We start from the raw sequence: 24542 nt of genomic DNA on the forward strand, positions 1-24542 counted from the left end.
CGCGCTTCAGGCCTGCAGTTGCTTGATCTGCCGAGCCGGCGCACCTTCATTGACCCTGGAGATCGAGTAACAGTGACCGTGCATAAGCCCATTGATAAAGGCAACTTGAGCGAACGGGTGTATTCCATTATTCGCACTGCGTTGATGGACGGGCAGTACCAACCCGGCGACCGATTACGCATCAGTACGTTGGCCGAAGAATTCGGTGTGTCGATCACCCCGGTGCGGGAAGCGATTTTCCGTCTGGTCAGCGACCATGCGCTGGACATGAAGGCCGCGACCTCGATTTATGTGCCGGAACTGACGGTCAGCCAGTTGCGTGAAATTCAGTTGATCCGCCATTTGCTGGAAGGCGAGGCGGCAGGCGTGGCGGCCCAGCGGATCACTCAACCGGAACTGGAAAAACTCGAAGCCATCCAGGAGGCGTTCCAGAAGGCAGTCCCCGTCGACTACAAACAAGCGGCCCTGCTTAACCGCGAGTTTCACTTCGGGTTGATCTCTGCGGCGCGCATGCCGGTGGTGTCGAAAACCCTCGAAAACATGTGGGTCATCATGGGACCGCTGCTGAGCCGGTTCCATGCCGAAGTCCCCAAGCGCGAGCTGGCCAGCGCCGATCACAAGCATTTCGAGGTGCTGGAAGGTCTGCGCACCCGCGACTCGGCCAGAGCCAAAGACGCGTTGCAGGCGGACATCGCCTGGGGTGAACTGATGATCGATTGGCTGGAGCAAAAGGAAACCCTCGCTGAGGCGTAACCACGTCGCAACTGCCGATCCCGCTGAACCTGTCGCCCGAGCGCTCCCTTCCGGAGCCTCGGGCGATGTCATTTTTACGGCTGTGCCCCGTTCAACCCGATATCACTCGGCCTGCTGGGATCAGTATCCCCGCCGGACGCCTTGAACAAAACGGCTGTTTTCGCAAAGGTGTTGTGACCAGAAATCAGTAATCTCTTCGTCGTCGCAGCCGCAACCGACCCCGCTCAAACCACAGTCTGTGAACGCCCACCCCACGTTTTGCACCTTGAAGGCCTACCCCGTCGGCCTAGGATGTCCACAGCGGTTGCACCCAGGCGTCGGCCCGCAAAACCGGGCTTGCTCCCAGGTGCTCCGATAACAAGAAAGACACATCTTGACCGGACTGGAGAGAATCTGATGAAACCCCTGATTGGACTTATGCTCGGCGATGTCACCGGCATTGGCCCTGAGTTGGTCGTCAAGCTGTTGTCGACACCTGAGGCACGTGAGCGGGCGGATGTCGTGATCATTGGTGATGAACGGGTGCTCGAACTGGGCATGCGCGATGCGGGTCGGCGCATTCCGTACCAGAAGATCACGCATCTGAGCGAGGCCGACCACACCCAGACGGCCGTGCCCCTGATCGATCTGCACAACGTTGACCCTGGGTTGTATGAACGCGGCGTGGTCAACGCGGAGTCCGGTCGGCTGACCGGCGAAACCCTGAAGATCATGACCGACATGGCCCTGGCCGGTGAGCTGGACGGCATCTGCTTCGCGCCGCTGAACAAGGCCGGCCTGCACCGCGGTGGCTGGCATTATCACGACGAGCACCAGATGTTTGCCGCCTGGACCGAGCACGTCGGTTACTTCGGGGAGGTCAACATCATCCCGCAGTTTTCGACCTTCCGCGTGACCTCCCATGTGGCGCTGCGCAAGGCCGTCGATATGGTGCAACCGGATCGTATCGAAGGGGCGTTGCAACTGGCCCACGACACCTTGCGAGCACTGGGCAACGACGCGCCGCGAATCGGTGTCGCCGCACTCAATCCCCATGGCGGCGAGAACGGTCTGTTCGGTGACGAAGAGATCACGATCATTCGCCCGACCCTCGAAGCCTTGCGCTTGAAAGGCCTGGCCTGCGAAGGGCCGTTTCCTTCCGACACGGTGTTCATCAAGGCGCGCAACGGCGATTTCGACGCGGTGGTGATCATGTATCACGACCAGGGGCAGATCGCGACCAAGCTGCTGGGCTTCTCGTCCGGCGTGACCCTGACCGGCGGCCTCAAGACCGTCTATGCCACCCCGGCCCATGGCGTGGCGTACGACATCGTCGGCAAAGGCATTGCCGATGTCGGCGCCATGGCCGCTGCGTTCCGCGTGGCCGCCGATAACGCCGCCGCGCGCAAGCTCAAACGCTGAGCCCTCCACGAATAACAAGAGCAGGGCGTAACGCCCAGGCCAGGCATACCCATCGAGGCTGAGACCATGTTCGAGAACTTCACCAAAACCATCACCAAAACCAGTGGCGCCGACATCGTCACTGTCGTGGGAGGCGAGGGCCCGCCCTTGCTGCTGATGCACGGCAACCCGTTCAATCACCTGTCCTGGCACAAGATTGCACCGCGCCTGGCCAAGGACTTCACCGTGGTCTGCACCGACTTGCGCGGCTATGGCGACAGCTCCAAGCCGGAAGGCGGCGGTGATCATTCAGCTTATTCGTTCCGCGCCATGGCCCAGGATCAGGTCGAAGTCATGCAGTCGCTGGGCTTCGAGCAGTTCTATGCCGCCGGCCATGACCGAGGGGCGCGGGTGTTGCATCGCATGTGCCTGGACCACGGCGACAAGGTGCTGAAAGCCGGTTTCGTCGACATGCTGCCGCAGCATTACTTGCTCAACAACGTCACGCGCCAGTGGGGCAAATTTTCCTGGCACTGGTTCTTCATGACCCAGGACGCGCCGACGCCGGAGCGCATGATGAACGCCGATCCGGAATTCTTCATCCTGCGCAAACTGTCGAAGACCGACCAGGGCACCAGCTTCTTCGGGCCCGAAGCGCTGGCTGATTACATCCGCTGCATCAAGAACCCGGCCACCACCCACGCCATGTGCGAAGACTATCGCGCCACGTTCGGCATCGACCTGGACATGGACACCGTCGACTTCGACGCGGGCCGTCGCATCGATAACCCGGCGCTGATCCTCTGGGGCGAAAAGGGCGGCGTTGGCCGCAACCACAACGCCGCGCAAATCTGGAGCCGCTACGCCACCAACATTGTGCAGACCGCCACGGTGCCTTCGGGGCATTACTTGCAGGAAGAGTGCCCGGACGAGACCTACGAGGTGCTCAGCGGCTTCTTCAAGTAACGCCATGACAGGCGGTCCGGGATGACCGCCTGCCCACTACAACTATAAAAAAAGGTGGAAAAAATGATTCCGACTACGCTTGCGCAAAAACGCAGGGCAACGCTGACCTTCGTGTTGCTGTGCGTCATGGCGTTCATCATGTACGTGGACCGCACCAACCTGGCGGTCGCCGCACCGACGATCAGCAAGGAACTGGGTTTCAGCAACACCAACCTGGGCCTGATGTTTTCCGCGTTTGCCATCGCCTATAGCTGCTTCATGATTCCCGGCGGCTGGTTCAGTGACCGGATCGGTTCGCGCAAGGCGATGTTGCTGTACGGCATCATCTGGTCGGTCGCGACCATTGCCACGGGCCTGGTCAGTGGCCTGGTGGTGCTGGTGATTGCGCGTTTCGTGGTCGGCATCGGCGAAGCGCCGATCTACCCGACCGCAGCACGCATGATCGCCCGCGCCATCCCCATCACCCAGCGCGGCACAGCCCAGGGCATGATGCACGCGTCAGGCCGCTTGGCGAATGCCCTGGCACCTTTGATCGTGACGTTCATGATCATCCAGTTTTCCTGGCGCATGACTTTCGTCATTCTCGGCGTGGTGACACTGATCTACATGTTCGTCATGTATTTCAGCCTCAGCGAATCGAAGAAACTGGTCGAAGCCACGGCCGCTGCACCGATGGCGCCTGTGGTCGCCGCTCCGGTCAACTGGCCGCAGATGCTGCGCCGTGTCTGGCCGGCGGCCGCCACCTGTTTTTGCCACGGTTGGGTGTTGTGGTTTTTCCTCAACTGGATTCCATCGTTCTTCACACAGCGCTACGGCATGGACCTGACCCACACCGCCATGTTCTCGACCTTCGTGCTGCTCGGCGGAACGGTTGGCACCGCGGTCGGCGGCATGCTCTCGGACTGGCGCTTCAAGGTCACCGGCAATCGCTTGCGCTCACGTCGCGACCTGATCATTTTCGGCTTTCTGGCCTCGATCATTGGTCTGATTCCACTGATGTTCACCCATGACCTGATGATCTGCGCCTGTGGCCTGAGCTTCTCGTTCTTCTGCTCGGAACTGGCCGACTCACCGCTCTGGGTGATTGGCACCGAGGTATCCCACGCCCACTCCGCGACGTCCAGTGCCTGCACCTTCACCGGCATGGCCTTGGCCGGTGCCGTGTCGCCGGTGGTGATCGGCTGGTTACTGGACATCACCGGCAATAACTGGTCGGTGGCATTCGGCGCGTCGATCGCCGTGGTGCTGATGGGACCGATATTGGCGATGTTCATCAAACTGGACGACGAACCGGCTCCGGAGCCCGTTTCATCGTTGCGTTCGAGCGCGCCTGTCGCCCAAAGCTGAAACCGCTGACGGGCCAGGGCGCTTGCGACCTTCCGAGGCGTTGTCGCGTCCTGGCCCCGTTTGGTTATCTTGATTCGAGATAGCCCTGATCGAATTAATTCGCTTCTTTGGATATCTGCGCCTGCGTAGTGTTGGCCTGTCTGAAGAGCAACTTCCATTCGATCAAAACGGAACACCTTTCCACGTGAATTACTCCGATCGTAACCGGCGGTACTGGCGCCGAAACCTCGCCGTGTGTGTTTTCGGCTCGTTCACCACGCTGGTCAGCCTGAGCATGTTGTTGCCCTTTCTGCCGCTGTACGTCCAGCAATTGGGGGTTACTGTGCAGGGTGACGTGGTGCAATGGTCGGCGGTGGCCTTCGGTGCGACGTTTTTGGGGACTGCTGTAACGGCCCCGATCTGGGGACGCCTCGCGGACCGCTTTGGCCGCAAACCCATGCTGGTCAGGGCGGCCATCGGCATGGCCATTGTGATGTCGCTGATTGGCCTGGCGCGGGACGTGACCGAACTGGTCGCACTGCGCCTGGTCGCGGGTCTCATCGGTGGCTACGCATCCGCCTCGATTGTCATGATCGGCTCACAGGTTCCAAAGGAGAGGGCAGGTTGGGCCTTGGGTGTTCTGTCTACGGGCGCCTTGTCCGGCAATCTGATCGGGCCATTGGTGGGCGGTTTCCTGCCCGAGTTCGTTGGCATCCGCGGTACGTTTTTCGTCGGCGGCGGGATGATCACGGTCGCTGCCGTTGCCACCATTCTGTTGGTGCGCGAGGACTTCGATCGCGTGGTGGATGCAAGACAACGGGACCGAAAAAACCAGCCTGAGGAGGCGGGGTCAAAATGGCCGGTCATCGGCGCGCTGCTCGTGACCGCGATGATGGTGCTCCTGGCCAATATGTCGATCGAGCCGATCATTACCGTCTACATCGGCGACCTCGGCGTACCGTTTGATCGTCAGGCGCGTGTCGCGGGTTTTGTCATGGCCGCTTCAGCGCTGGGCAGCATTTTGACGGCCGCCAGACTCGGGGCGCTGGCAGACCGGGTCGGCAGCTGGAACGTGATCGTCGGCTGTCTGCTGTTGACGGGGCTGGTCATGGTGCCCCAGGCCTTCGTCACGCAATGGTGGCAACTGGCGGTTTTACGCGGTGTCATGGGGATGACCCTTGCTGGCCTCCTGCCGGCGATTGCCAAGCTGATCCGGCATTCGGTCGAAGAGCACAGCACCGGGAAAATCCTCGGTTATCTGCAATCGGCGCAGTTTTCCGGGCAGGTGATCGGGCCACTGATCGGTGGGCAGATCGGTGCTCATTTCGGCTTGCATCATGTGTTCCTGGTGACTGCCGCGCTTCTACTGTTATGCGCCGCAATGAACGGCTGGATGAGCTATCGCTACGTCGGCGCCAGAGCAGGCACCCCGTCCAGACGAACGCTGTCCAGAAAGGTCGATAACGCGCTGGAAAAATAGCCATCGATGCGTCGCACGAACACTGTCTCTACGTCGGCGATGTCCGGTGTCAGCTCATGCACGTTGACCAACCCGTCACGCAACGCACTGGCGACGACGCCTCTGGGTAACAGCGTGACGCCGACGCCGGCGGAAACGCAGGCAACGATGGCTTCGATCGACCCGAACTCGAGCGGCTCGGGCGCCGGGATGCCCAATCGGGTGAGCAGGGAATCCAGGCGCTGGCGGTAGGAACAACCGATTCGAAAGACGACGGTCTTCAGGTTGTCGACAGAAGCGACCTCTTCCAGGCGGTTGACGGCGGTAGACGTTACTAAAACAAGCTCTTCGCGAAAGGCGATCTCACTCAGCAGTTCCGGGTGATTCACCGGCCCCACCACAAATGCGCCCTCGAGCTGACAGTCGATGACCCCCAGGATCAGGCTGCACGTGGTGCCGGTGCGTATCAGCGGGCGAACGTCCGGGTAGGCCTTGGCGAACCTCGCGATCAGCCGTGGCAGACGCAGCGCCAGCGTTGTCTCCAGCGTACCGATCTCGAATACGCCCCTTGGATGTCCATCGTCACGCGCGGCGCTGGAGGCATCGAAGAGCAGCTTCGACAGGCGCGCGGCGAAGGGCAGGATCCGTCGCCCGGCCGGCGTGATCTGGACCCCTCGGGCGCTGCGTTGAAACAGCGCCACGCCCAGCTCCTCTTCCAGCGCCCGGATCTTCGCCGAAACGTTCGATTGCACGGTGTTCAGTTCGCTGGCGGCCTTGTTCATGCTGCCGTGCCGCGCCACCGCGTCAACCACCTTGAGATCCGTCACATCCATCGAATTCACCTATCTCTAAAAGCAATAACTGATTCAAACAATACACGTTGAGGAGATTAGGTTTCACGCATCGCAAAAGGCAAGAAAAGAGGCTACTAGGTTCATCAAAAGAGATCACAAGCATCATTAATCATCGTTTTACATGATCCGGTGCCAGGCATAGGTTGAAGGTGCAAATACCCCGCAGCCAGTGGCAAATCGAGTCTTCGAATTGAGGCTGTGGAACAACAATAAACGCTTCCACTGCAACACGGAGTCAACGTGAACCATGCAATCGAATCAGCCAGAATTCGCAACCATCCCCGGTATCAGGAATTGGTCTCACGGCAGCGAAGATTCGTCGCCTGTCTTGTTGCCGCAACCCTCGTTCCTTACTTCACTTTCATCCTTATCGCCGCGTTCGCACCGCACCTGCTGGCGCAGAAGCTCTCCGCGACCAGCATCATCAACATAGGCTGGCCGCTCGGCGTCGCCTTCATCGTCGGGGCCTGGTTGTTCACGGGTCTTTACATCCTTCGGGCCAATGGCGAGTTCGACGCACTCACTGCAGAAATTCGCGAAGGAGCCATCGTATGAAACCTCTCTTTCGCGTCCTCATCGCGCCTGCTCTCCTGAGTGCGGCAGCCACGTGTGCTTCGGCCGCCGAGACCTTGCAGGCGGTTGAAAAACAACCCCTCAACATCACCGCCATTGCGATGTTCCTCGTCTTCGTGCTGACGACGTTGGGCATCACTTACTGGGCGGCCAACAAGACTAAATCGATGGACGATTTCTACAACGCCGGTGGCGGCATCACCGGCTTTCAGAACGGTCTGGCGTTGGCCGGGGACTACATGTCGGCGGCGGCGTTACTGGGTGTCACCAGCATGATTTTCTTCAACGGCTTCGATGGGGTGCTGTACTCGATCAGTTTCTTCGTCGCCTGGCCATTGCTGTTGTTCCTGTTTGCCGAGCGCATCCGCAATCTGGGGCGGATCACGCTCTCGGACATTGCATCGTTTCGACTCGATCAAAACCGCATTCGCACCCTGACGGCCTTCGGTTCGTTGACCGTGGTCTGCTTTTATCTGGTGGTTCAGATGGTAGGCGCGGGGCAGTTGATCCAGCTGCTGTTCGGTCTTCCCTACAACTATGCGGTGATTGCTGTCGGGTTGTTGATGGCGGTCTACGTCACGTTTGGCGGGATGGTCGCCACCACGTGGGTGCAGATCATCAAGGCCGGATTGTTGTTGGTGGGCGGAACCTTGCTGGCGGTGCTGGCATTGAGCAAGTTCGGGTTCTCCTTCGAGCAGTTGTTCAAGCAAGCGGTGGCCGCTCATCACGATGGCGAGCTGATCCTGTTGCCGAGCAAACTGGTGGCCGACCCGTTGGCGCTGATCTCGCTGTCCCTTGGCCTGGTGTTCGGCACCGCCGGATTGCCGCATATCCTCATGCGCTTTTTTACCGTGCCGGATGCGCGGCAAGCGCGTAAATCGGTGTTTATCGCGACGGGTTTCATCGGTTTCTTCTACCTGATCGTTGCGGTGCTCGGGCTGGCGGCCATCGTGATTGTCGGGCGCGATCCGGCGTTCTACGAGTCCGGCATTCTGGGTGGCAAGCTCATCGGCGGTGGCAACATGCCGGTGATGCACCTGGCCAAGGCCGTTGGCGGTGACCTGTTACTGGGCTTCATCTCTGCCGTTGCGTTCGCCACGATCCTCGCGGTGGTCTCCGGACTGACGATGGCGGGGACTTCGGCGATTTCCCATGACCTCTACGTCATGGTCTTCAAGAAAGGTCGGGCCGAAGCGAAGGACGAGCGACGTGTGTCGCGGATCGCTTCGGTTGGCATCGGCATCGTTGCGGTCGTGTTGGGCATCCTGTTCAAGGACCAGAACATCGCCTTCCTGGTGGCGCTGACGTTTGGCGTGGCGGCCTCGGTCAACTTCCCGATCCTCGCGCTTTCGATGTACTGGAAAGGGCTGACGACACGCGGGGCGTTGATCGGTGGGATTGCCGGACTGGTGAGCTCGGTCAGCCTGGTGATTCTCTCGCCGGCGGTGTGGGTCAAGGTGTTGGGCAATCCCGAGGCGATTTTCCCCTTCGACTATCCGGCGATCATTTCGATGAACGTGGCGTTCTTCTTTACCTGGCTCGGCTCCGTCACCGATCGCAGCGGCGAGGCCATGCTGGAGCGGGAGCGTTTCGATGACCAGCTCATCCGTGCCCAGACCGGCCTCGGGGCATCGCAGGCGGTCAACCATTAGGGCCCGGTTCGTACACTTTCCTATCCTGATTTGCGCACTCTGCCAAAGGAGTCTGCCATGCAACTTCGAGACAATGGCTTAAGGTTTTCACCCATTACCGTGGCGCTGCACTGGGTCGTGGCACTGTCGCTGCTGACGATTTTCGGTTTGCAGCTGATGATCGGCCAGGCCTCCAGCGACGCAGTACGGATGCCGTTGGCCCAGCTTCAAAACCTGGTCGGGCTGATTCTGTTTCTGGTGTCGGTCTATCGATTCTGGGCCAGGATCACCTCTTACCATCCGCTGCCCGTGGGCACGCCCAACCCCATCGAGGTCATCATCAGCCGTTCGGTTGCGGTGGCACTCGCCCTGGCGATGGTGCTGCTGCCGATTGCGGTCTGGGCTTCCCGGTCGGCGGGCGGCGAGGCGGTGGTTTTGCCGGGAGGATTCGCCATTCCGATGCTCTTGCCCACGCACGCCGGGCTCAAGCATGTCGTCGATGTGCTGTTCGATATCGGTGCCTCGGCGTTCCTTGCCGGCCTGGCCTTGCATGTCTTTGGTGCGGTCAAGAATCACTTTCTCCTGAAGAACAACACGCTCAAGCGGATGCTTGGAAAACATGTGGAGCTGTGAGTCATGAACGAAGCCAGATTCGATTTTGCAGGAAACGCCATCACTCAACTCTGCGGCGTGAAGTACCCGATCTTTCTTGGTGGCATGGCAGCCATTTCCGGCCCTCAGCTCGTTGCGGCGGTGGCCAATGCCGGGGGGATGGGCGTGCTGGGTGGTTTGCGCCTGCCGCCGCTGACCTTGCGCCGGTGGATACAGGAAACCCGCGCACTGACCGACAAACCGTTTGGTGTGAACCTGGTTCCGCAGTTCGGCGGCCCTGACGTATTCGAAGCGCAGTTTCAGGTAGTGCTTGAAGAAAGGCCGCGACTGCTTTCACTGTTTTACGCCGAGGCCTATTCCGCCGACATGATTCCCCGCGCGAAGGACGCGGGGCTGACGGTCATGGTGCAAGTGGGGTCAGTGGAACTGGCCAGAATTGCCATTGCGCAAGGTGCCGACATTCTTGTGGCGCAGGGCAGCGAAAGTGGTGGTCATCTGAATCGGGGCACCATTGGCATCATGCCGTTGTTGTCCTCGATCCTGCGTGTTTCGGAAGGGCGACCGGTCCTGGCGGCGGGCGGCATTGTGGCGGGCGACGATGTCCGGGCACTGATGTCGCTCGGTGCGTCAGGGGTGGTGGTGGGCACGGCGTTTATTGCCACCGACGAGTCGAATGCACACCCGCTCTACAAGCAAAAGATCGTTGAAGCGACGACGGATGACACCGAGTACCGGACCGGTTATTCGTTCGGCTGGACCTACGGCACGCCTCATCGGGTGATTCCCAATCGGGACAAGTGGAACCTGCTGCGATTCATCGGTGGCGGCGCCCGGGCGATCGACAAACCGCGGATGGCTAAAAAGCTGTCGCTGTACGCGGGGCAGGGGGTGGGCAAGATTCACAGTGTCGTTCCCGCGGCCGAGCGCGTGGCGGAGCTTGCCTTAGGCTTGCCGACAACACCGGGTTTACTGTCGGTGCAGGAGAGCGGCGCCGTGACAGGACGATTCCTGCAGGAGGAGAGAAGGTCACTCGGCTGGCAGTGAGCCGAAACTCGAACAACCTGTAGGAGTGAAGCGTGCTCGCGAAGGCGGCGGTACATTCAGCGTCAATGTTGACTGTCCTGACGCTTTCGCGAGCACGCTTTGCTCCTACAGTGGTCGTTTGTCGATGCAGACATATTACGCCGTGGCCGGCCGGGCGATCTGGTCTTGTGCCAGGCCGATGAACGCGCTCATGGCCGAGGTGATCATCGTGTCGTTTCGGCGGATGAAGACGGTCGAGACGTTGGCGAATTCCGGCGGTAGCGCGTGGCAGCGAATGGCATGGCGCACACTGCAATTTTCGGCGATGGCCTTGGGCAGCAACGTCACGCCCATGCCGGCGGCAACGCACGACAGGATGCCGTCGAGGGTGCCCAGTTCCATGATCTGGTTGGGAACCAACCCGACCTGATAAAACCAGTTTTCCAGGGTTGAGCGGTAGAAGCAGCCCGTGCGGAAGACCAGTACGGTTTGCTGGGGGATTTTCTCGATCAGTGCGGGCAGCGACGGGAACTGGTTACTGCTGACCAGCACCAGTTCTTCCTGGAAAACCTCTTCCTGGGTCAACGCCGAGTTCTGGTGGAAACCGCCGACGAATGCGCCGTCGAGTCGATGCGCTTCAATCGCCTTGATCAGTTCGGAAGTGGTGCCGGTCAACAGCGACAGCTGAACCTCGGGGTATTTCTCGCGGTACTTCGTCAGCACTTGCGGCAAGCGGATGGCGGCGGTGGTTTCCATCGAGCCCAACCGCAGCAGGCCCGCCGGAATGCCGGTGTCCATCAGGGCGCTGCGACTCTCTTCCGTCAGTTGCAGGATGCGCCGTGCATACCCGAGGAAGGTCTGGCCCGCCGAGGTGAGCACCACCCCGGACTTTTTGCGGATGAACAGTTCCCGGTTCAGTTCGGCTTCCAGTTCCTTCACCCGCATGGTGACGTTGGACTGCACCGTATTCACATTGACGGCGGCCGCTGTGAAGCTGCCAAGCTCGGCAACCGCGCAGAAAATCTTCAGTTGGCGCATTTCCATGATCATTGCCACCTATCATAAAAAGTGATGAATAGCATCACGAGTCATCATTTTACGGGCTTTGTCGACGGTTAGTAAAGTCAACAAAACAGACGAATGAGCGCGGCCCGGACGATGAACCTGACTTCAATAATTGACCATGTCTTTGCCGGCGGCATGGGCGTCCTGAAGCCCGAGGGGCAGCGTTCGGGCATCTTCAAACAACGACGCTCCGGCCCCGCTCGCGTGGAGCTCCAGGGGATTGTCGGTGATGAGCACGCCGATCGCCGGGTTCACGGCGGTCCGGAAAAAGCGGTACATCACTATGCGGCAGAAAACTATCAGCGCCTGGCGCAGGCCTTTGCGCAGTGCGCTCCTGAACTGATCCCGGGCAGCCTCGGGGAAAACATTTCAGCGTTCGGGCTCTCTGAGCGAAACGTGCACATCGGCGACGTGTTCCGGGTGGGCAGTGCGGTGTTGCAAGTCTCTCAGCCACGCAGCCCGTGCTGGAAAATCAATCATCGTTTTGACGCCGAGCGCATGTCGATGCATGTCGCCAAAGAGCGCATCACCGGTTGGTATTACCGGGTTCTTCAGCCGGGCTTTGTCGAGGCCGGGGACACGATTGAACTGCTGGAGCGGCAAACGCAGCGATTTTCCATCGATGAGTTCTGGCAGGTGCAGCTGTCGCACCGGCCGGTGATCGACGATGTACTCGCGCTGGCTGACACCGGTGGTTTGGCCGAGGACTGGAAGCGGCGGCTGTCGGAGCGGGCGAAGTGGCTGCAAAAAGCGCTGCAAAACAAATAGCCGTACATGCACCCGGGTAACAGTTTATTCACCATTTGTGATCTACAGGATCATTAATCATCATTTTACATGATCGTAAGGCTGGCCTACTTTGACCCTGAGGCGCGCCGACAGGACCGCCTGGCATTCCCGAACAACAAAAAGAGATGGCTCTTATCCACCACCAGGGGACACCCGCCATGAGCACCCAGCCAGCAGACATCGCACATTACATTCACGGCCGCGTGACACACGGTTCTTCAGGCCGTACGCAGAACGTCACCAACCCCGCCCTCGGTTCCGTCATCGGCAAAGTGGCGCTCGCCAATGCCGCTGAAGTCGACGCGGCGGTGAAGTCGGCAGCGCAAGCTTTTCCGGCCTGGTCGGCGCTGCCGCCATTGCGTCGGGCACGCATCATGTTCAAGTTCCTGGCGTTGCTCAACGAGCACCGCGACACCCTGGCGCGCATGATCACTGCCGAGCATGGCAAGGTCTTCACCGATGCCCAGGGTGAAGTGACGCGCGGCATCGAGGTCGTCGAGTTCGCCTGCGGCATCCCGCAATTGCTCAAGGGTGACTACACCGAGCAGGTTTCCACCAACATCGACAACTGGACCGTGCGCCAACCGCTGGGCGTGGTAGCCGGCATCACCCCGTTCAATTTTCCGGTGATGGTGCCGATGTGGATGTTCCCGGTGGCCATCGCCTGCGGCAACACCTTCGTGCTCAAGCCGAGCCCGATCGACCCGTCGCCCTCGTTGCTGATCGCCGAACTGTTCAAGGAAGCCGGGCTGCCCGATGGCGTGTTCAACGTCGTGCAGGGCGACAAAGAAGCGGTGGATGCGCTGATCGATCACCCGGACGTCAAGGCCGTGAGCTTTGTCGGATCGACGCCGATCGCCAATTACATCTACGAAACGGGCGCCCGCCAAGGCAAGCGTGTACAGGCGCTCGGCGGCGCGAAGAATCACATGGTGGTGATGCCGGACGCCGACATCGACCAAGTGGTGGACGCGCTGATCGGCGCGGCATTCGGCTCCGCCGGCGAGCGTTGCATGGCGATCTCGGTGGCGGTTTTTGTCGGGGATGTCGCCGACAAGGTGATGCCAAAACTGGTGGAACGCACCCGTGCGCTCAAAGTCCTCGAAGGCATGAACCTGGCCGCAGAGATGGGCCCGATCGTGTCGCAAGTGGCTTTGCAGCGCATCACCGGGTACATCGAACAAGGCATCCAGGAAGGCGCAGAACTGCTGGTCGACGGTCGTGGTTTTGACGGTGCTCAGGCCGGCGCGAACTGTGCCGAAGGGTTCTGGCTCGGTGGCACGGTGTTCGACCATGTCACGCCCGAGATGAAAATCTACAAAGAGGAAATCTTCGGCCCGGTGCTGGCGTGCATGCGCGTCAAGGATTTTGCCGAAGCGGTCAATCTGGTCAACGCCCACGAGTTCGGCAACGGCACCGCCTGCTACACACGTGACGGCCACATCGCCCGTGAATTTGCCAGCCGCATTCAGGTGGGCATGGTTGGCATCAACGTGCCGATTCCGGTGCCGATGGCGTGGCACGGCTTCGGCGGCTGGAAGCGTTCGCTGTTCGGCGACACACACGCCTATGGCGAAGAGGGCGTGCGCTTCTACACCAAGCAGAAATCGATCATGCAGCGCTGGCCGAACAGCATCGCCAAGGGCGCTGAGTTCGCCATGCCGACGTCCAAGTAATACGGTTTTCTGCTCCACAGGTTTGGGGGTGGATGACGTGTTGGCACGGGCTGTCACGGCATCTTTTTTCCCAGGGGGAGCGAACTGCTCGCTCCCGGTTTTTTCGCACAGGTGAACCGCTATGCCATTGCTCAAGTTCGACATCATCCAGGGGCGCAATGACGAGCAGCTCAAGACTCTTCTGGATGCGACCCATCAGGCGATGGTCGAGGCCTTTGAAGTGCCCGCCAGCGATCGCTACCAATGCGTCACTCAACATCGTCCCGGTGAGTTGGTGCTGCACGACACGGGATTGGGTTACACGCGTTCGGCCAATGTGCTGTTGCTGACGGTGATTTCTCGACCGCGTTCACAAGTGCAGAAGACAGCGTTCTACCGTTTACTGGCTGAGAGGCTACGTGCCGATTGCGGCTTGTCACCCGATGACCTGATTGTTTCGCTGGTGGAAAACGCCGATTCGGACTGGTCCTTCGGACGTGGACGGGCGCAGTTCCTGACCGGCGAACTGTAGCGCCGGGCAGCGCCGAGTGATCAGGCGCCATCGTTTTTACTCCCATTCATCACGTACAGGTGCTGTCATGTCCAATCCACTGCTGTCCCTTTTGAACATTCAACGGCCGATCCTTCAATCCCCCATGGTGGGCGTTTCCACGCCCAGGCTCGCGGCAGCCGTGTCGAGTGCCGGTGGCCTGGGGTCCATCGGCATTGGGGCGAGCAACGTCGAGCAGGCGCGGGCCATGATTCGAGAGACGGCGGCGCTGACGGACAAACCCTTCAATGTGAACCTGTTCTGCCACGCACCAGCCATCCATGACAGCGCCCGAGAGACGCAGTGGCTGAATGTTCTGGCGCCGTTTTTTGCCGAATTCGACGCGGTTGCGCCTGCCGCGCTGCGGGAGATCTACACCTCGTTCGTCGAAGACTTGGACATGCTGCAGATGCTGCTGGAAGAAAAACCGGCAGTGGTCAGCTTCCATTTTGGATTGCCCCCACAATCGGCAATCGATGCGCTCAAGGACGCCGGCATCATCCTCTTGTGCTCTGTGACGAACCTGGCCGAAGCGCAGCTGGCGGAGCACGCCGGCGTGCATGCACTGGTGGCTCAAGGTTATGAAGCCGGCGGGCACCGCGGGGTATTCGACCCACAGCAGGACACCGAAATGGGCACGTTTGCGCTGGTGCGTGTGTTGACCAGCGCTTGCCGCCTGCCGGTGATTGCAGCAGGCGGGATCATGGACGGCACAGGCATCAAGGCGGTCATGCAACTGGGCGCGAGTGCCGCGCAGTTGGGCACGGCATTTATTCTCTGCCCTGAATCCTCGGCCAACAGCGCCTACCGTGAGGCCTTGAAGGGGCCGCGCGCGCATCAGACCAAAGTCACCAGCGTGATTTCCGGCCGTCCTGCCCGCGGCATGGTCAATCGCAACTTCACCCTCCTTGCGACGGCTGCCACGGCACTGCCCGATTATCCGCTGACTTATGACGCCAACAAGGCACTCAACGCCGCTGCGACCGTGCAGGCAGACACCGATTTTGCCGTGCAATGGGCCGGGCAGGGCGCACCGCTGGCGCGTGAACTGCCGGCCGCGGCGCTGGTGAATCTGCTGGTGGCGGAAATGAAAGCCTGACTTGAGACACTTCGTCCTTGATCGATCCAAAGGATCGGCCCGATCACCGAGTGAGTAGCCCCAAGCAATGTGCCACAATTGCATTCGTCGCAGCATTACGATCAGGCGGATGAAATGGATGGCCTTGGATTGCGGTACGAAACGGAAGAGTTAATCGTAAGTCAGGTGCACACGGACCGATTGCACCAGCTGTTCCGCCAGTCGGTCTCGGCGGTTTTCGGAAGTTTTCTCGCGGTGTTGATGCTGTGCTGGCTGTGCTGGGAACGTTTTGACCACACGGTCGTTGCGTGGTGGATAGCCGTGCTGGCAGCGTCGTCGATGTTGCGGATTTTGATGTTCATCGCCTACTTCCGCAGCCCCACCAGTGAACGCACCCCTGAGCGCTGGGAGCGCACGTATTGGGTCACGCTCGTATTGTCCGCCGGTATCTGGGGTGCAGGTGCACTCGCGGTGATTCCGGGCGATGACCTGTTGGCCCAGGCGCTGGTCATGCTGTTTTGCGTCGGGATGTCGGTCAGTGCAGTGTCCTGTTACTCGGCCTATCGCTACATGACGATCGTGTCCATTTCCCTGGTGTTGTTTCCTTGTACGATCTGGCTGTTGTTTCAAGCCTCATCCCTGCAGGTCGGCATGGGGGTGGCGGTTCTGGTGTTCGCCTCCTTTGTGTTCAGTGCGACGCGCAACCTGTCCGATGCGTTGGAAACCGCTTTTCGCCTGACCCGTGAAATGGAGCAGGCGCACAGTGTTTCCACGCGTGCCGCCCAGACCGATGAACTCACGGGCCTGATGAACCGCCGGGCTTTTTTCGAGCACGCGCAGCATCTATATAGCCACTGCAAGAACAACCAGTTGCCGCTGTGTGCCGTGATGCTGGACATGGATCACTTCAAACACATCAATGACACCTACGGGCATCAGGTCGGGGATCAGGTGCTGCGGCAAATGGGCGTGGTCATCAGCCGCTCGTTTCGCGAAACCGACGTTTACGGACGGTTGGGCGGGGAGGAGTTCGCTGTCCTGCTGCCGGACACCTCGATCGAGGTCGCGCAGCACATTGCCGAGGAACTCATCCAGTCGATCGCCGGCCTGATGACCGGGCCGGTCCATCGCATCTCGGCCAGCGTCGGTGTTGCGTCAATGAATGCCGAAGATAACGATCTGCACAGTTTGATGAACAATGCGGACAAGGCGCTGTATCGAGCCAAGGCGCGCGGGCGCAATCAGGTCGCCGTGTCTGAATAGGCCGGCAGGCGGTCAGGCGTCTTCCCGGTAGCGTCCAGGCGTCATGCCGAACCAGCGGATGCAGGCTTTGTGAAAGCTGCTCTGATCGCGGAAACCCAGCAGCGCGCCGATGTACTTCACACTTCGCGCCGAGTTGCGCAAGAAGTTATGCGCGAGCATCAATCGCGCTTCATCCTGCAGTGCCGAGAAGTGCATGCCTTCATTGCTCAAGCGCCGTTGCAGGCTGCGTGCACTCACGCCGGCCGCCTGGGCGATCCGGTTGAGGTCGCTGGGCACGCCTTGGGCCAGCCGCTCGGAAAGCACCCGTCGAACACGCTCGGTCATTGAGCCGTTGAGCAGCAGGTTCAAGCGTGTGCGAGCGTATTCGACATGCAGGACATCCAGTGCCGGATCGGCCGTTGGCAGTGCAATCGAACAGTCGTCGAGGCTGAACGTCAGGCTGTTGTAAGACGCGCCGAATGACAGGTTGCTGCCGAGCAAGTGCTCCAGCCGGGTGGTGTCCGCTGGTTTGGGGTACGTAAAGGTCGCTGCCACGGGATGCGGCTTGCGCTGGGGCAACAGCCAGTGGACCAGTCCCACGATTTGCGCGGCGCCCGCATCGATGAAGGGGCGGGGTGTCAGGGACGGCTGGGCGCTGATGTCGAAACCGATCAGTTTCAGTGCCGTCGCTTCCTGGTCCAGGCACATGTAAAAGCCATTGCAGATCAGCGATTGATAATCCACCAGGCGTTGTAGCGCGGCGCCCAGCGTGGCGCAGGACATCACGGCGTAACCGAGTACTTCCAGATTCGCCGGGTGAGCGCGGGCATAGGCCAGCAGGCCGATATCCGGGTTGCCGGTACGCCTGGCCGCTTCAGCCATCACCTTATAGACCAGCTCCAGCCTGACGCCGTTGGGGTTTGCCCAGACCTCCTCGTGGCTGCTGTCGAACGCTTTGAGCAAGGTTTCTACGTTGGCGCCGGCGTCGGTCAAGACGTCGGCGAGCACCCGAAAACCGGTGCTGGTCATTCTGTGCATGATTCTTCCCGGCGTAATGGCTAATTGATGTCGCGCAAGCCGGCGCATGATCGCAATAAACAAATGGTCACAGTCGATTAACACAACCGACACGTTTCCAAGGACAAGCGAAAGGTATCCGGGAACACTTCCTGACCGGTCGGGGAGCGTCGATTATGGCCGGCAGTCAACGCTGCAGTTGCAGGAGCGCCCGCTTGGCGTAGCCATACTCACCCGGCGGCAGGACGCCGCTTTGTCTACGGATGTGACATGCACAGAGTCAAAAATTTTTACAATGAACTGGCGCAGGGCAAGTTGGTGTTGGCGTTTCAGCCGGTCGTCTGGTTGCCCGACAGCCGCCGGGTGCTGTACCAGGAAGGGCTGTTGCGGCATATCGATGCACGGGGAGAAGGGGTCTATCCCTTCGCCATGCTGGAACAACATCAATTGATGCGTGAGCTGGACCGCAGCGTGGTGAACTGCGTGATTGAACGCTTGCTGCAAAACGAACACCTGCGGCTGGGCTGCAACATCTCCGCGCAAAGCGCTATCGTCGACCACTACTGGCAACCGATCCTCATGCAATTGCGCGACGCCCCTTCGGTGGCCGCGCGACTGGTGCTGGAGGTGACCGAAAGCGCCACCCCGCCAAGCACCTCGGCGGCGATCGAATTCGTGTTGTGCCTGCGCGAACTGGGGTGCCGGGTGGCCATCGATGATTTTGGCGCGGGACTGGGCACGCTGGAATTCATCCGCCAGACCCGGCCGGACATCGTCAAGATCGATCAAGGCTACCTCCAGCGCGCACGCCTGGAGACCAACAACGCCCAGACCCTCGGTCATCTCGTGCAGCTGTGCAAAACGCTGGCGCCGTGCGTGATCGTCGAGGGGATTGAATCCGAAGCCGATCGTGCCCTCGCCACGGCTTGCGGTAGTGAGTGGGGGCAGGGTTACCTGTTTGGCCGTCCGCAGATCGATGCACTGGGGACGCTGTGCCAGCTGCAACCCGGGTCGTCATAACGCAGCACGATGCAACGAATGCCACGTCATGGCCTCATATGAAAACGAGCAGTGCCTTTGGTGCAGAAGGGCGGATGCCATTTTTTCATGACGAGAGGTGATTGTTTCCATGACGGCAGCTGAGAAAAACCATGTGGACTGGCTGGTCGAACAATCGATGCTGCAGGCCGCAAGACAACGGGCCAAGCTCTACTCGGGGCAAGGCCGATTGTGGCAACAGCCCTACGCGCATACCCGGCCCCGTGATGCCTCGGCCCTCGCTTCGGTGTGGTTCACCGCGTACCCGGCGTCCATCGTCACCCGTGAAAATGGCACGGTGCTGGAGGCCCTGGGGGACGAAACCTTATGGCACGCCTTGTCGAGAATCGGTATCCAGGGCATTCACAACGGTCCGCTGAAAAGGTCGGGTGGCCTTTCGGGCACCCAACACACGCCCACCATTGACGGCAACTTTGACCGCATCAGTTTCGACATCGACCCGCAGCTGGGCACCGAGGCGCAGCTGCAAGCGTTGGTGCGCATGGCCGCCGCGCACAATGCGGTAATCATCGACGACGTCATCCCGTCGCACACCGGCAAAGGCGCGGACTTTCGCCTGGCCGAGATGGGCTACGAAGACTATCCGGGGCTCTACCACATGGTGGAAATCCGCGAGGAGGACTGGCCGCTGCTGCCCGATGTCATCGCGGGGCGCGACGCGCAGAACCTCAGCCCGCAGCAGGTCGATGTGTTGCGCGACAAGCACTACATCGTCGGTCAGTTGCAGCGGGTGATCTTCTTCGAGCCCGGAGTCAAGGAGACCGACTGGAGCGCGACACCGGTGGTGATCGGGGTCGACGGCAAACCGCGTCGCTGGGTTTACCTGCATTACTTCAAGGAAGGGCAGCCGTCGCTGAACTGGCTGGACCCGACCTTCGCCGCACAGCAGATGATCATCGGCGACGCACTGCACGCCATCGACGTGATGGGGGCGAAAATCCTGCGTCTGGACGCCAACGGTTTTCTCGGCGTTGAACGCAAGCTCGATGGCACCGCCTGGTCCGAAAGCCATCCGCTATCGATCACCGGCAACCAGTTGCTCGCCGGCGCGATTCGCAAGGCGGGCGGTTTCAGTTTTCAGGAACTGAACCTCACCGTTGACGACATCGCCGCCATGTCCCACGGCGGGGCCGACCTTTCCTATGACTTCATCACCCGACCCGCTTACCAGCATGCGTTGCTGATGGGCGATACCGAATTCCTGCGGTTGATGCTGCGTCAGATGCATACCCTGGGCATCGATCCGGGCTCGCTGATCCATGCCTTGCAGAACCACGACGAACTGACCCTCGAACTGGTGCATTTCTGGACCCTGCACGCCCATGACACTTTCCTCTATCAGGGCCAGACCTTCCCCGGCAACATCTTGCGCGAGCACATTCGCGAGCAGATGTACGAACGTCTGGCCGGCGAACACGCGCCGTACAACCTGAAATTCGTCACCAACGGCGTGTCCTGCACCACCGCCAGCATCATCACCGCAGCACTGGGGATTCGTGACCTCGATGCCATTACCGCAGCGGATATCCAGCAGATCCGCCAGATTCATGTGCTGCTGGTGATGTACAACGCGATGCAGCCCGGCGTGTTCGCGTTATCGGGTTGGGACCTCGTCGGTGCACTGCCGCTGCCGGCAGAGCAGGTCGCACATTTGATGCTCGACGGCGACACACGCTGGATTCATCGCGGCGCCTACGATCTGGTTGATCTCAATCCGGAAGCGGAGCTGTCGGAAGGTCAGATGCCGCGCCCGAAAACGCTTTACGGCAGCCTGACCAGTCAACTGAAAGACCATGACTCCTTTGCCTCGCAGCTGAAGCGAATCCTGGCGGCGCGCCGTTCCTATGATATTGCCGCGAGCCGTCAGATCCTGATCCCGGATGTCGAGCATCCGGGGTTGCTGATCATGGTCCACGAACTGCCGGCCGGCAAAGGCACCCAGATCACCGCGCTGAACTTCGGTTCCACAGCGATCACCGAGACCCTGCACCTGCCCAATATTGCGCCGGGGCCGGTGGTCGACATCATCAATGAACGGGTCGAGGGTGATCTCACGCCCGAGGGGGAGTTCACGATTACGCTGGATGCTTATGAAGGGTTGGCGCTGCGGGTGGTTAGTAGCTCTCCGATGATCTAGTCCTCCCAGGGCGATGTGGCGCGCGTATGAACGACGCGCCACCTCGCCGGTTTTGCTCTGATCCATTTCTCCTTTCGCTTCGAGTCGATAATCCCTCTGTTGCTGGCTGGCGCCAATAAGAAAAATTGACGTCAGAATAGTGGCCATCTAATATCGCGCCACTATTTTGCTATCGCCTTCCGTTTCGAGGGATCGAACATGTACTCACCCGCCCTCGTGGCGAGGTTGTGCCTGGCTTTGCTGTGCCTTTCTCCGCTGAACCTCGCTCATGCCGCCCCCACGCCCGGGGAAACCGACCTCATCCGTGAACGCCAGGATCGCCTGCTCGAAGAACAACGTCGGCGTCTCGAAGAACTCAAGGAATTGCCCGGCAAGGCAGCCAAACCGGTCCAGCCCGCGGCACCTGTCGATACCCGTTGTTTCCCCATCAAGGACATCGAACTCAAGGGCGCCGACAGTCTCTCGGACAGCGATAAAAATCGCCTGCTCAAGCCTTACATCGGCCAGTGCCTGGGCGTCGCCCAACTCAATGAGTTGCTGAAAGTCATCACCAACCACTACATCGAAAAAGGCCTGGTCACCAGTCGCGCCTATTTGCCGCAACAGGATTTGTCCGGCGGGCATCTGCAGGTGCTGGTGGTCGAGGGAAAACTGGAAGGACTGAAGGGCGCGGACGGGAGCCAATTGTCGGACCGTGAACTGGCGATGGCTTTCCCCGGCAAGACCGGCGAACTGGTCAACCTGCGCGAAATCGAGCAAATGGTCGATCAGCTCAACCGCTTGCCCTCGAATCAGGCACAGATGGAGTTGGCGCCCGGCCAGAACGTCGGTGGCAGCGAAATCCTGGTCAAGAACACGCCGCAAAAGCCTTGGCGCGTCGGGTTATCGCGCAGCAACGATGGCCAGCGCAGCACTGGCGAGCACGCAACTGCCTTCTGAACGGCAAGCAGAGATGCAGGCGGCAGTGTCGAGCGCGATAGACTCTATTGAGACGAACGTGCGCGATGTCAATCAGCGTGCTGAGATGGTCAAGCTGATCGTAGATGTCGCGCTTACCAACCTTGGGCTTCCGATTCATGTGCTTGACCCGAGGTTGAAGAAGTACGAAGGTCTGTTGGTTGAGGCGGGCAAGCAAAACCCGAGTAGCGGCGGTTATGCGGAGGGCGGGCAGGCCTCCACAACGCCCCATACCGGTGGAAGCCAATTGGATGGTCAGCAAGGCGGTAATGTTTATGTGACGCCGGGGCATCAGCTGAATCCGGGGGCGGTCTATAACGAAAGTACCAATGCTGACGGTGCAAAAGCCACAGGTGCCTCGCTGGACAACGTAGCCAGCAACATTCATGCTGGGCAGCAAGGCAAGCATGTTCTGGGGCATAACAATTTTATTCCCGGACGCAGTTATTTTGATGAGGGTGTGGATCCTCAAAAACTGTTGAATGGTGCTCATGCAGGAGAGTTTCCTGTCGTAGGTTATGGTTCCCGAGGTCAGCCAATAGTTGATTTTGGTCAAAACATTGGTGTTGATGGCTCCTCTGGTTTGGCGACGAGATATGGAACAATACATTCAGGCAAGAACGGAGCGCATATTGTTCCGACAAACCCTGCTACTGTTGGAGCGGAGCCATGAAAGTTTTACCTGATTGGTTGGTTTTGTGTGTTTGGCGCGCTCTGATTGGTGAGATATATCCTGCAATAAGAGCGATCGCTCTTTCTCTAGCGGATGATCGGACGTTGCTTATTTGCTACTACCTTGACAGGCAACCTACAGACTTTGACTGGGAAAGCTTAGAGGTTGTTGCTACAAATATTTCAGCCTCAATTGGTCAAGACAAAATTCTTCGCATAGATTTGGAATGCAAGTTTGAGTCGGATCCGATTGGAAGACTTGAGTGCTTGGGAGGTTTTGTCTACTGTCGTCGAGAGTATGATTTGTAGGTGCAAAAGGTGAAGCACGGCTTTCGCAATCTCAAATAAATAGCATCATAAATACGCCGAAAGGTAGTCGCCCCGATCCGTCAACCTACATGGGGCGGGCAGAGATAGACGCTCATTTGGCCAAGTTTGATGAGGGGGCCGTTAGATTTTTTACACCGCACGCTAGTGGAACAGTTGGCCCTGAGAACTCGTTTGTGTTTCCGAAAAGCTATTTGGATGAGCTTTACAAGTCGACAGGTTGGAATATTCGCGCCGTGGAAACGAAACTTAGCTTGCCTGCTGGTTATCTGGATCAGGCTCAGGCAGCGGTAATTGCTAAGCCAAATGTTCGCATGCCGTCAGGGAATGAAGTTGGTGCATTTCCTGGTTATTGGGTTCCTGGGGGGTATACTTCTGGTGGCGTACCAGAGGCTGTCATTCCCGGGCAGTTGCGAATTGATCAAGTCGCTGTAAAGGCTGTGAAGGAGTTGTTCAATGGAAATTGATTTGCCACTTGGTTATTGGTTGAAGAACACTAGTGAAGGGCATTTTTGCATCGGCTTTCAATATGGGGGGCACATGGGGGGGGAATGTGAAATATTTCTTCCAAGGTCCAAGTTCCAAAAGTTTTGCTCTGATGACGAATGGCGTAATCAGACTATAAATCGATTTTACAAAATTGTTTTTCTAGCCATCCCAGAACTGAATGTGCCGATCCCTGAGACTGAAGCAAAAAAGGACGGCGTAGTTCCTGATGACTGGGCTTGAAATAAAAGTCGCAATAGAGTCGCAATAGAAAACAATAGGGTGCAAAAGCGACAGGTGGTGCAGTAGAGCTAACATTTGACAAAGCTACCCGGACTTGGACAACCCCAGCAGGTCTAGACTATGGACAAGGATCGGTTCAAGGAAACAGAGTTTTACATGTTTTAGAGCATGCAGAGCCGAATCCGGCCAAGACAACGCATAGCGTCTTTAGTATGGACAGAAAAGAAATTTTAGGAGCTGTCGATGAGGCATGGCTCAAGAAAGGTAGTCCCGTAGTAGGTGATCCGGGTGCATATGTTGTCCCGATGGGCCGAGCGATTGGTACTTCGGGAGAAACGAGTATTAAAATTATTGTTCGGCCTGGGACCAATCAGGTCACTGCCGCCTATCCTGTTAAATAGAGAAGTTTTATATGCTGTGTCCAAGGTGTGAGCAGGGAGATGTTGTCAAGGCTAGAATTGTAGCTAACGACACTTGCTTGTTCGTATGTCAAGAGTGCGAGGCCTCATGGTTTTTATACGAAAACATTGGGGTTAAGGCCTTTGTCGACTATGGGACTTATATGGAAAGTCTAGGACTGAAACCACTATGGAGTGAGTTACAAATCATTCCTGAGTAGGTGCAAAATGGTCGATCAAGAATAAAATTATAGTAGGTAATAATGATCTGGCACCACTTCGAATGGTGT

The 24542-nt window shown here is 59.0% G+C and carries 23 protein-coding genes and 1 pseudogene; 21 read left to right on the forward strand and 3 right to left on the reverse strand.

What is annotated here, in order from left to right; all coding sequences use genetic code 11:
• Positions 1–78: 78 nt before the first annotated feature.
• From PMI01S_RS21855 to PMI01S_RS21875, 5 genes are all read left to right on the forward strand, one after another.
• The gene (locus tag PMI01S_RS21855; protein ID WP_235864418.1) at positions 79–753 is read left to right on the forward strand and encodes a GntR family transcriptional regulator; all 675 of its coding nucleotides are present in this window, start codon (positions 79–81) and stop codon (positions 751–753) included.
• A 396-nt stretch (positions 754–1149) separates the two neighbouring features.
• Entirely contained in the window at positions 1150–2154 is a 1005-nt protein-coding gene (locus PMI01S_RS21860) for a PdxA family dehydrogenase (protein WP_084322216.1), read from the forward strand.
• Between the two features lie 66 nt (positions 2155–2220).
• Positions 2221–3099, forward strand: coding sequence for an alpha/beta fold hydrolase (locus PMI01S_RS21865; RefSeq protein ID WP_084322217.1), 879 nt, complete (start codon positions 2221–2223; stop codon positions 3097–3099).
• A 63-nt stretch (positions 3100–3162) separates the two neighbouring features.
• The gene (locus PMI01S_RS21870; RefSeq protein ID WP_084322218.1) at positions 3163–4446 is read left to right on the forward strand and encodes an MFS transporter; all 1284 of its coding nucleotides are present in this window, start codon (positions 3163–3165) and stop codon (positions 4444–4446) included.
• Positions 4447–4630: 184 nt separating this feature from the next.
• Positions 4631–5905: an MFS transporter gene (locus PMI01S_RS21875; protein WP_084322219.1), complete on the forward strand. Its 1275-nt coding sequence runs from the start codon at positions 4631–4633 to the stop codon at positions 5903–5905.
• On the opposite strand, the gene PMI01S_RS21880 is transcribed toward PMI01S_RS21875, so the two are convergent.
• Entirely contained in the window at positions 5830–6717 is an 888-nt protein-coding gene (locus PMI01S_RS21880; protein WP_084322220.1) for a LysR family transcriptional regulator, read from the reverse strand. The two genes, PMI01S_RS21875 and PMI01S_RS21880, sit on opposite strands and share 76 nt — an antisense overlap.
• Positions 6718–6978: 261 nt before the next feature.
• Here PMI01S_RS21880 and PMI01S_RS21885 point away from each other — a divergent pair, with 261 nt between their 5' ends.
• Genes PMI01S_RS21885 through PMI01S_RS21900 form a run of 4 tightly spaced genes read left to right on the forward strand, consistent with a single transcriptional unit; the run spans position 6979 to position 10598 of the window.
• Positions 6979–7293, forward strand: coding sequence for a DUF485 domain-containing protein (locus PMI01S_RS21885; RefSeq protein ID WP_084322221.1), 315 nt, complete (start codon positions 6979–6981; stop codon positions 7291–7293).
• Positions 7290–8963, forward strand: a complete 1674-nt coding sequence (gene actP, locus PMI01S_RS21890; protein WP_084322222.1) for a cation/acetate symporter ActP — start codon at positions 7290–7292, stop codon at positions 8961–8963. Before PMI01S_RS21885 ends, actP begins: the two co-directional genes overlap by 4 nt.
• A 57-nt stretch (positions 8964–9020) precedes the next feature.
• Complete coding sequence (locus PMI01S_RS21895) at positions 9021–9575, forward strand: cytochrome b (protein ID WP_084322223.1); 555 nt, start codon at positions 9021–9023, stop codon at positions 9573–9575.
• 3 nt (positions 9576–9578) lie between these two features.
• Entirely contained in the window at positions 9579–10598 is a 1020-nt protein-coding gene (locus tag PMI01S_RS21900; protein ID WP_084322224.1) for an NAD(P)H-dependent flavin oxidoreductase, read from the forward strand.
• A 135-nt stretch (positions 10599–10733) separates the two neighbouring features.
• Here PMI01S_RS21900 and PMI01S_RS21905 read toward each other — a convergent pair whose 3' ends face one another.
• Positions 10734–11621 (reverse strand): LysR family transcriptional regulator, encoded by an 888-nt coding sequence (locus PMI01S_RS21905; protein WP_084322253.1) that lies wholly within the window; start codon positions 11619–11621, stop codon positions 10734–10736.
• A 96-nt stretch (positions 11622–11717) separates the two neighbouring features.
• On the opposite strand from PMI01S_RS21905, the gene PMI01S_RS21910 reads away from it, so the two are divergent.
• From PMI01S_RS21910 to PMI01S_RS21930, 5 genes are all read left to right on the forward strand, one after another.
• Positions 11718–12410, forward strand: coding sequence for an MOSC domain-containing protein (locus PMI01S_RS21910; protein ID WP_235864419.1), 693 nt, complete (start codon positions 11718–11720; stop codon positions 12408–12410).
• Between the two features lie 179 nt (positions 12411–12589).
• Positions 12590–14107, forward strand: coding sequence for a CoA-acylating methylmalonate-semialdehyde dehydrogenase (locus tag PMI01S_RS21915; protein ID WP_084322226.1), 1518 nt, complete (start codon positions 12590–12592; stop codon positions 14105–14107).
• A 121-nt stretch (positions 14108–14228) separates the two neighbouring features.
• Positions 14229–14618: a tautomerase family protein gene (locus tag PMI01S_RS21920; RefSeq protein ID WP_084322227.1), complete on the forward strand. Its 390-nt coding sequence runs from the start codon at positions 14229–14231 to the stop codon at positions 14616–14618.
• A gap of 67 nt (positions 14619–14685) precedes the next feature.
• Positions 14686–15735 (forward strand): NAD(P)H-dependent flavin oxidoreductase, encoded by a 1050-nt coding sequence (locus tag PMI01S_RS21925; protein ID WP_084322228.1) that lies wholly within the window; start codon positions 14686–14688, stop codon positions 15733–15735.
• A gap of 114 nt (positions 15736–15849) precedes the next feature.
• A complete protein-coding gene (locus PMI01S_RS21930; protein WP_084322254.1) occupies positions 15850–16977 on the forward strand; it encodes a GGDEF domain-containing protein in 1128 nt (375 codons plus the stop codon).
• A gap of 12 nt (positions 16978–16989) precedes the next feature.
• Here the strand turns inward: PMI01S_RS21930 and PMI01S_RS21935 are convergent, their stop codons facing one another.
• A complete protein-coding gene (locus tag PMI01S_RS21935) occupies positions 16990–17994 on the reverse strand; it encodes an AraC family transcriptional regulator (protein ID WP_084322229.1) in 1005 nt (334 codons plus the stop codon).
• A 249-nt stretch (positions 17995–18243) separates the two neighbouring features.
• On the opposite strand from PMI01S_RS21935, the gene PMI01S_RS21940 reads away from it, so the two are divergent.
• From PMI01S_RS21940 to PMI01S_RS21965, 7 genes and pseudogenes are all read left to right on the forward strand, one after another.
• A complete protein-coding gene (locus tag PMI01S_RS21940; RefSeq protein ID WP_084322230.1) occupies positions 18244–18993 on the forward strand; it encodes an EAL domain-containing protein in 750 nt (249 codons plus the stop codon).
• 109 nt (positions 18994–19102) lie between these two features.
• On the forward strand, positions 19103–21169 hold the full coding sequence (gene treS / locus PMI01S_RS21945) for a maltose alpha-D-glucosyltransferase (RefSeq protein WP_084322231.1): 2067 nt from the start codon (positions 19103–19105) through the stop codon (positions 21167–21169).
• A 198-nt stretch (positions 21170–21367) separates the two neighbouring features.
• Positions 21368–22090: pseudogene (locus tag PMI01S_RS21950) on the forward strand (ShlB/FhaC/HecB family hemolysin secretion/activation protein); the annotation flags it as partial.
• Positions 22091–22166: 76 nt separating this feature from the next.
• Positions 22167–22799 (forward strand): polymorphic toxin type 50 domain-containing protein, encoded by a 633-nt coding sequence (locus PMI01S_RS21955; protein ID WP_159439530.1) that lies wholly within the window; start codon positions 22167–22169, stop codon positions 22797–22799.
• On the forward strand, positions 22796–23107 hold the full coding sequence (locus PMI01S_RS21960) for a MafI2 family immunity protein (RefSeq protein ID WP_080396596.1): 312 nt from the start codon (positions 22796–22798) through the stop codon (positions 23105–23107). Before PMI01S_RS21955 ends, PMI01S_RS21960 begins: the two co-directional genes overlap by 4 nt.
• Positions 23108–23223: 116 nt before the next feature.
• Positions 23224–23592: a hypothetical protein gene (locus tag PMI01S_RS31315; RefSeq protein ID WP_139273023.1), complete on the forward strand. Its 369-nt coding sequence runs from the start codon at positions 23224–23226 to the stop codon at positions 23590–23592.
• Positions 23582–23854 (forward strand): hypothetical protein, encoded by a 273-nt coding sequence (locus tag PMI01S_RS21965; protein WP_084322233.1) that lies wholly within the window; start codon positions 23582–23584, stop codon positions 23852–23854. The genes PMI01S_RS31315 and PMI01S_RS21965 overlap by 11 nt, the downstream gene beginning before the upstream one ends.
• Positions 23855–24542: the final 688 nt, after the last annotated feature.

This window comes from Pseudomonas migulae NBRC 103157, from assembly GCF_002091715.1.
Taxonomy (GTDB): Bacteria; Pseudomonadota; Gammaproteobacteria; order Pseudomonadales; family Pseudomonadaceae; genus Aquipseudomonas; species Aquipseudomonas migulae_A.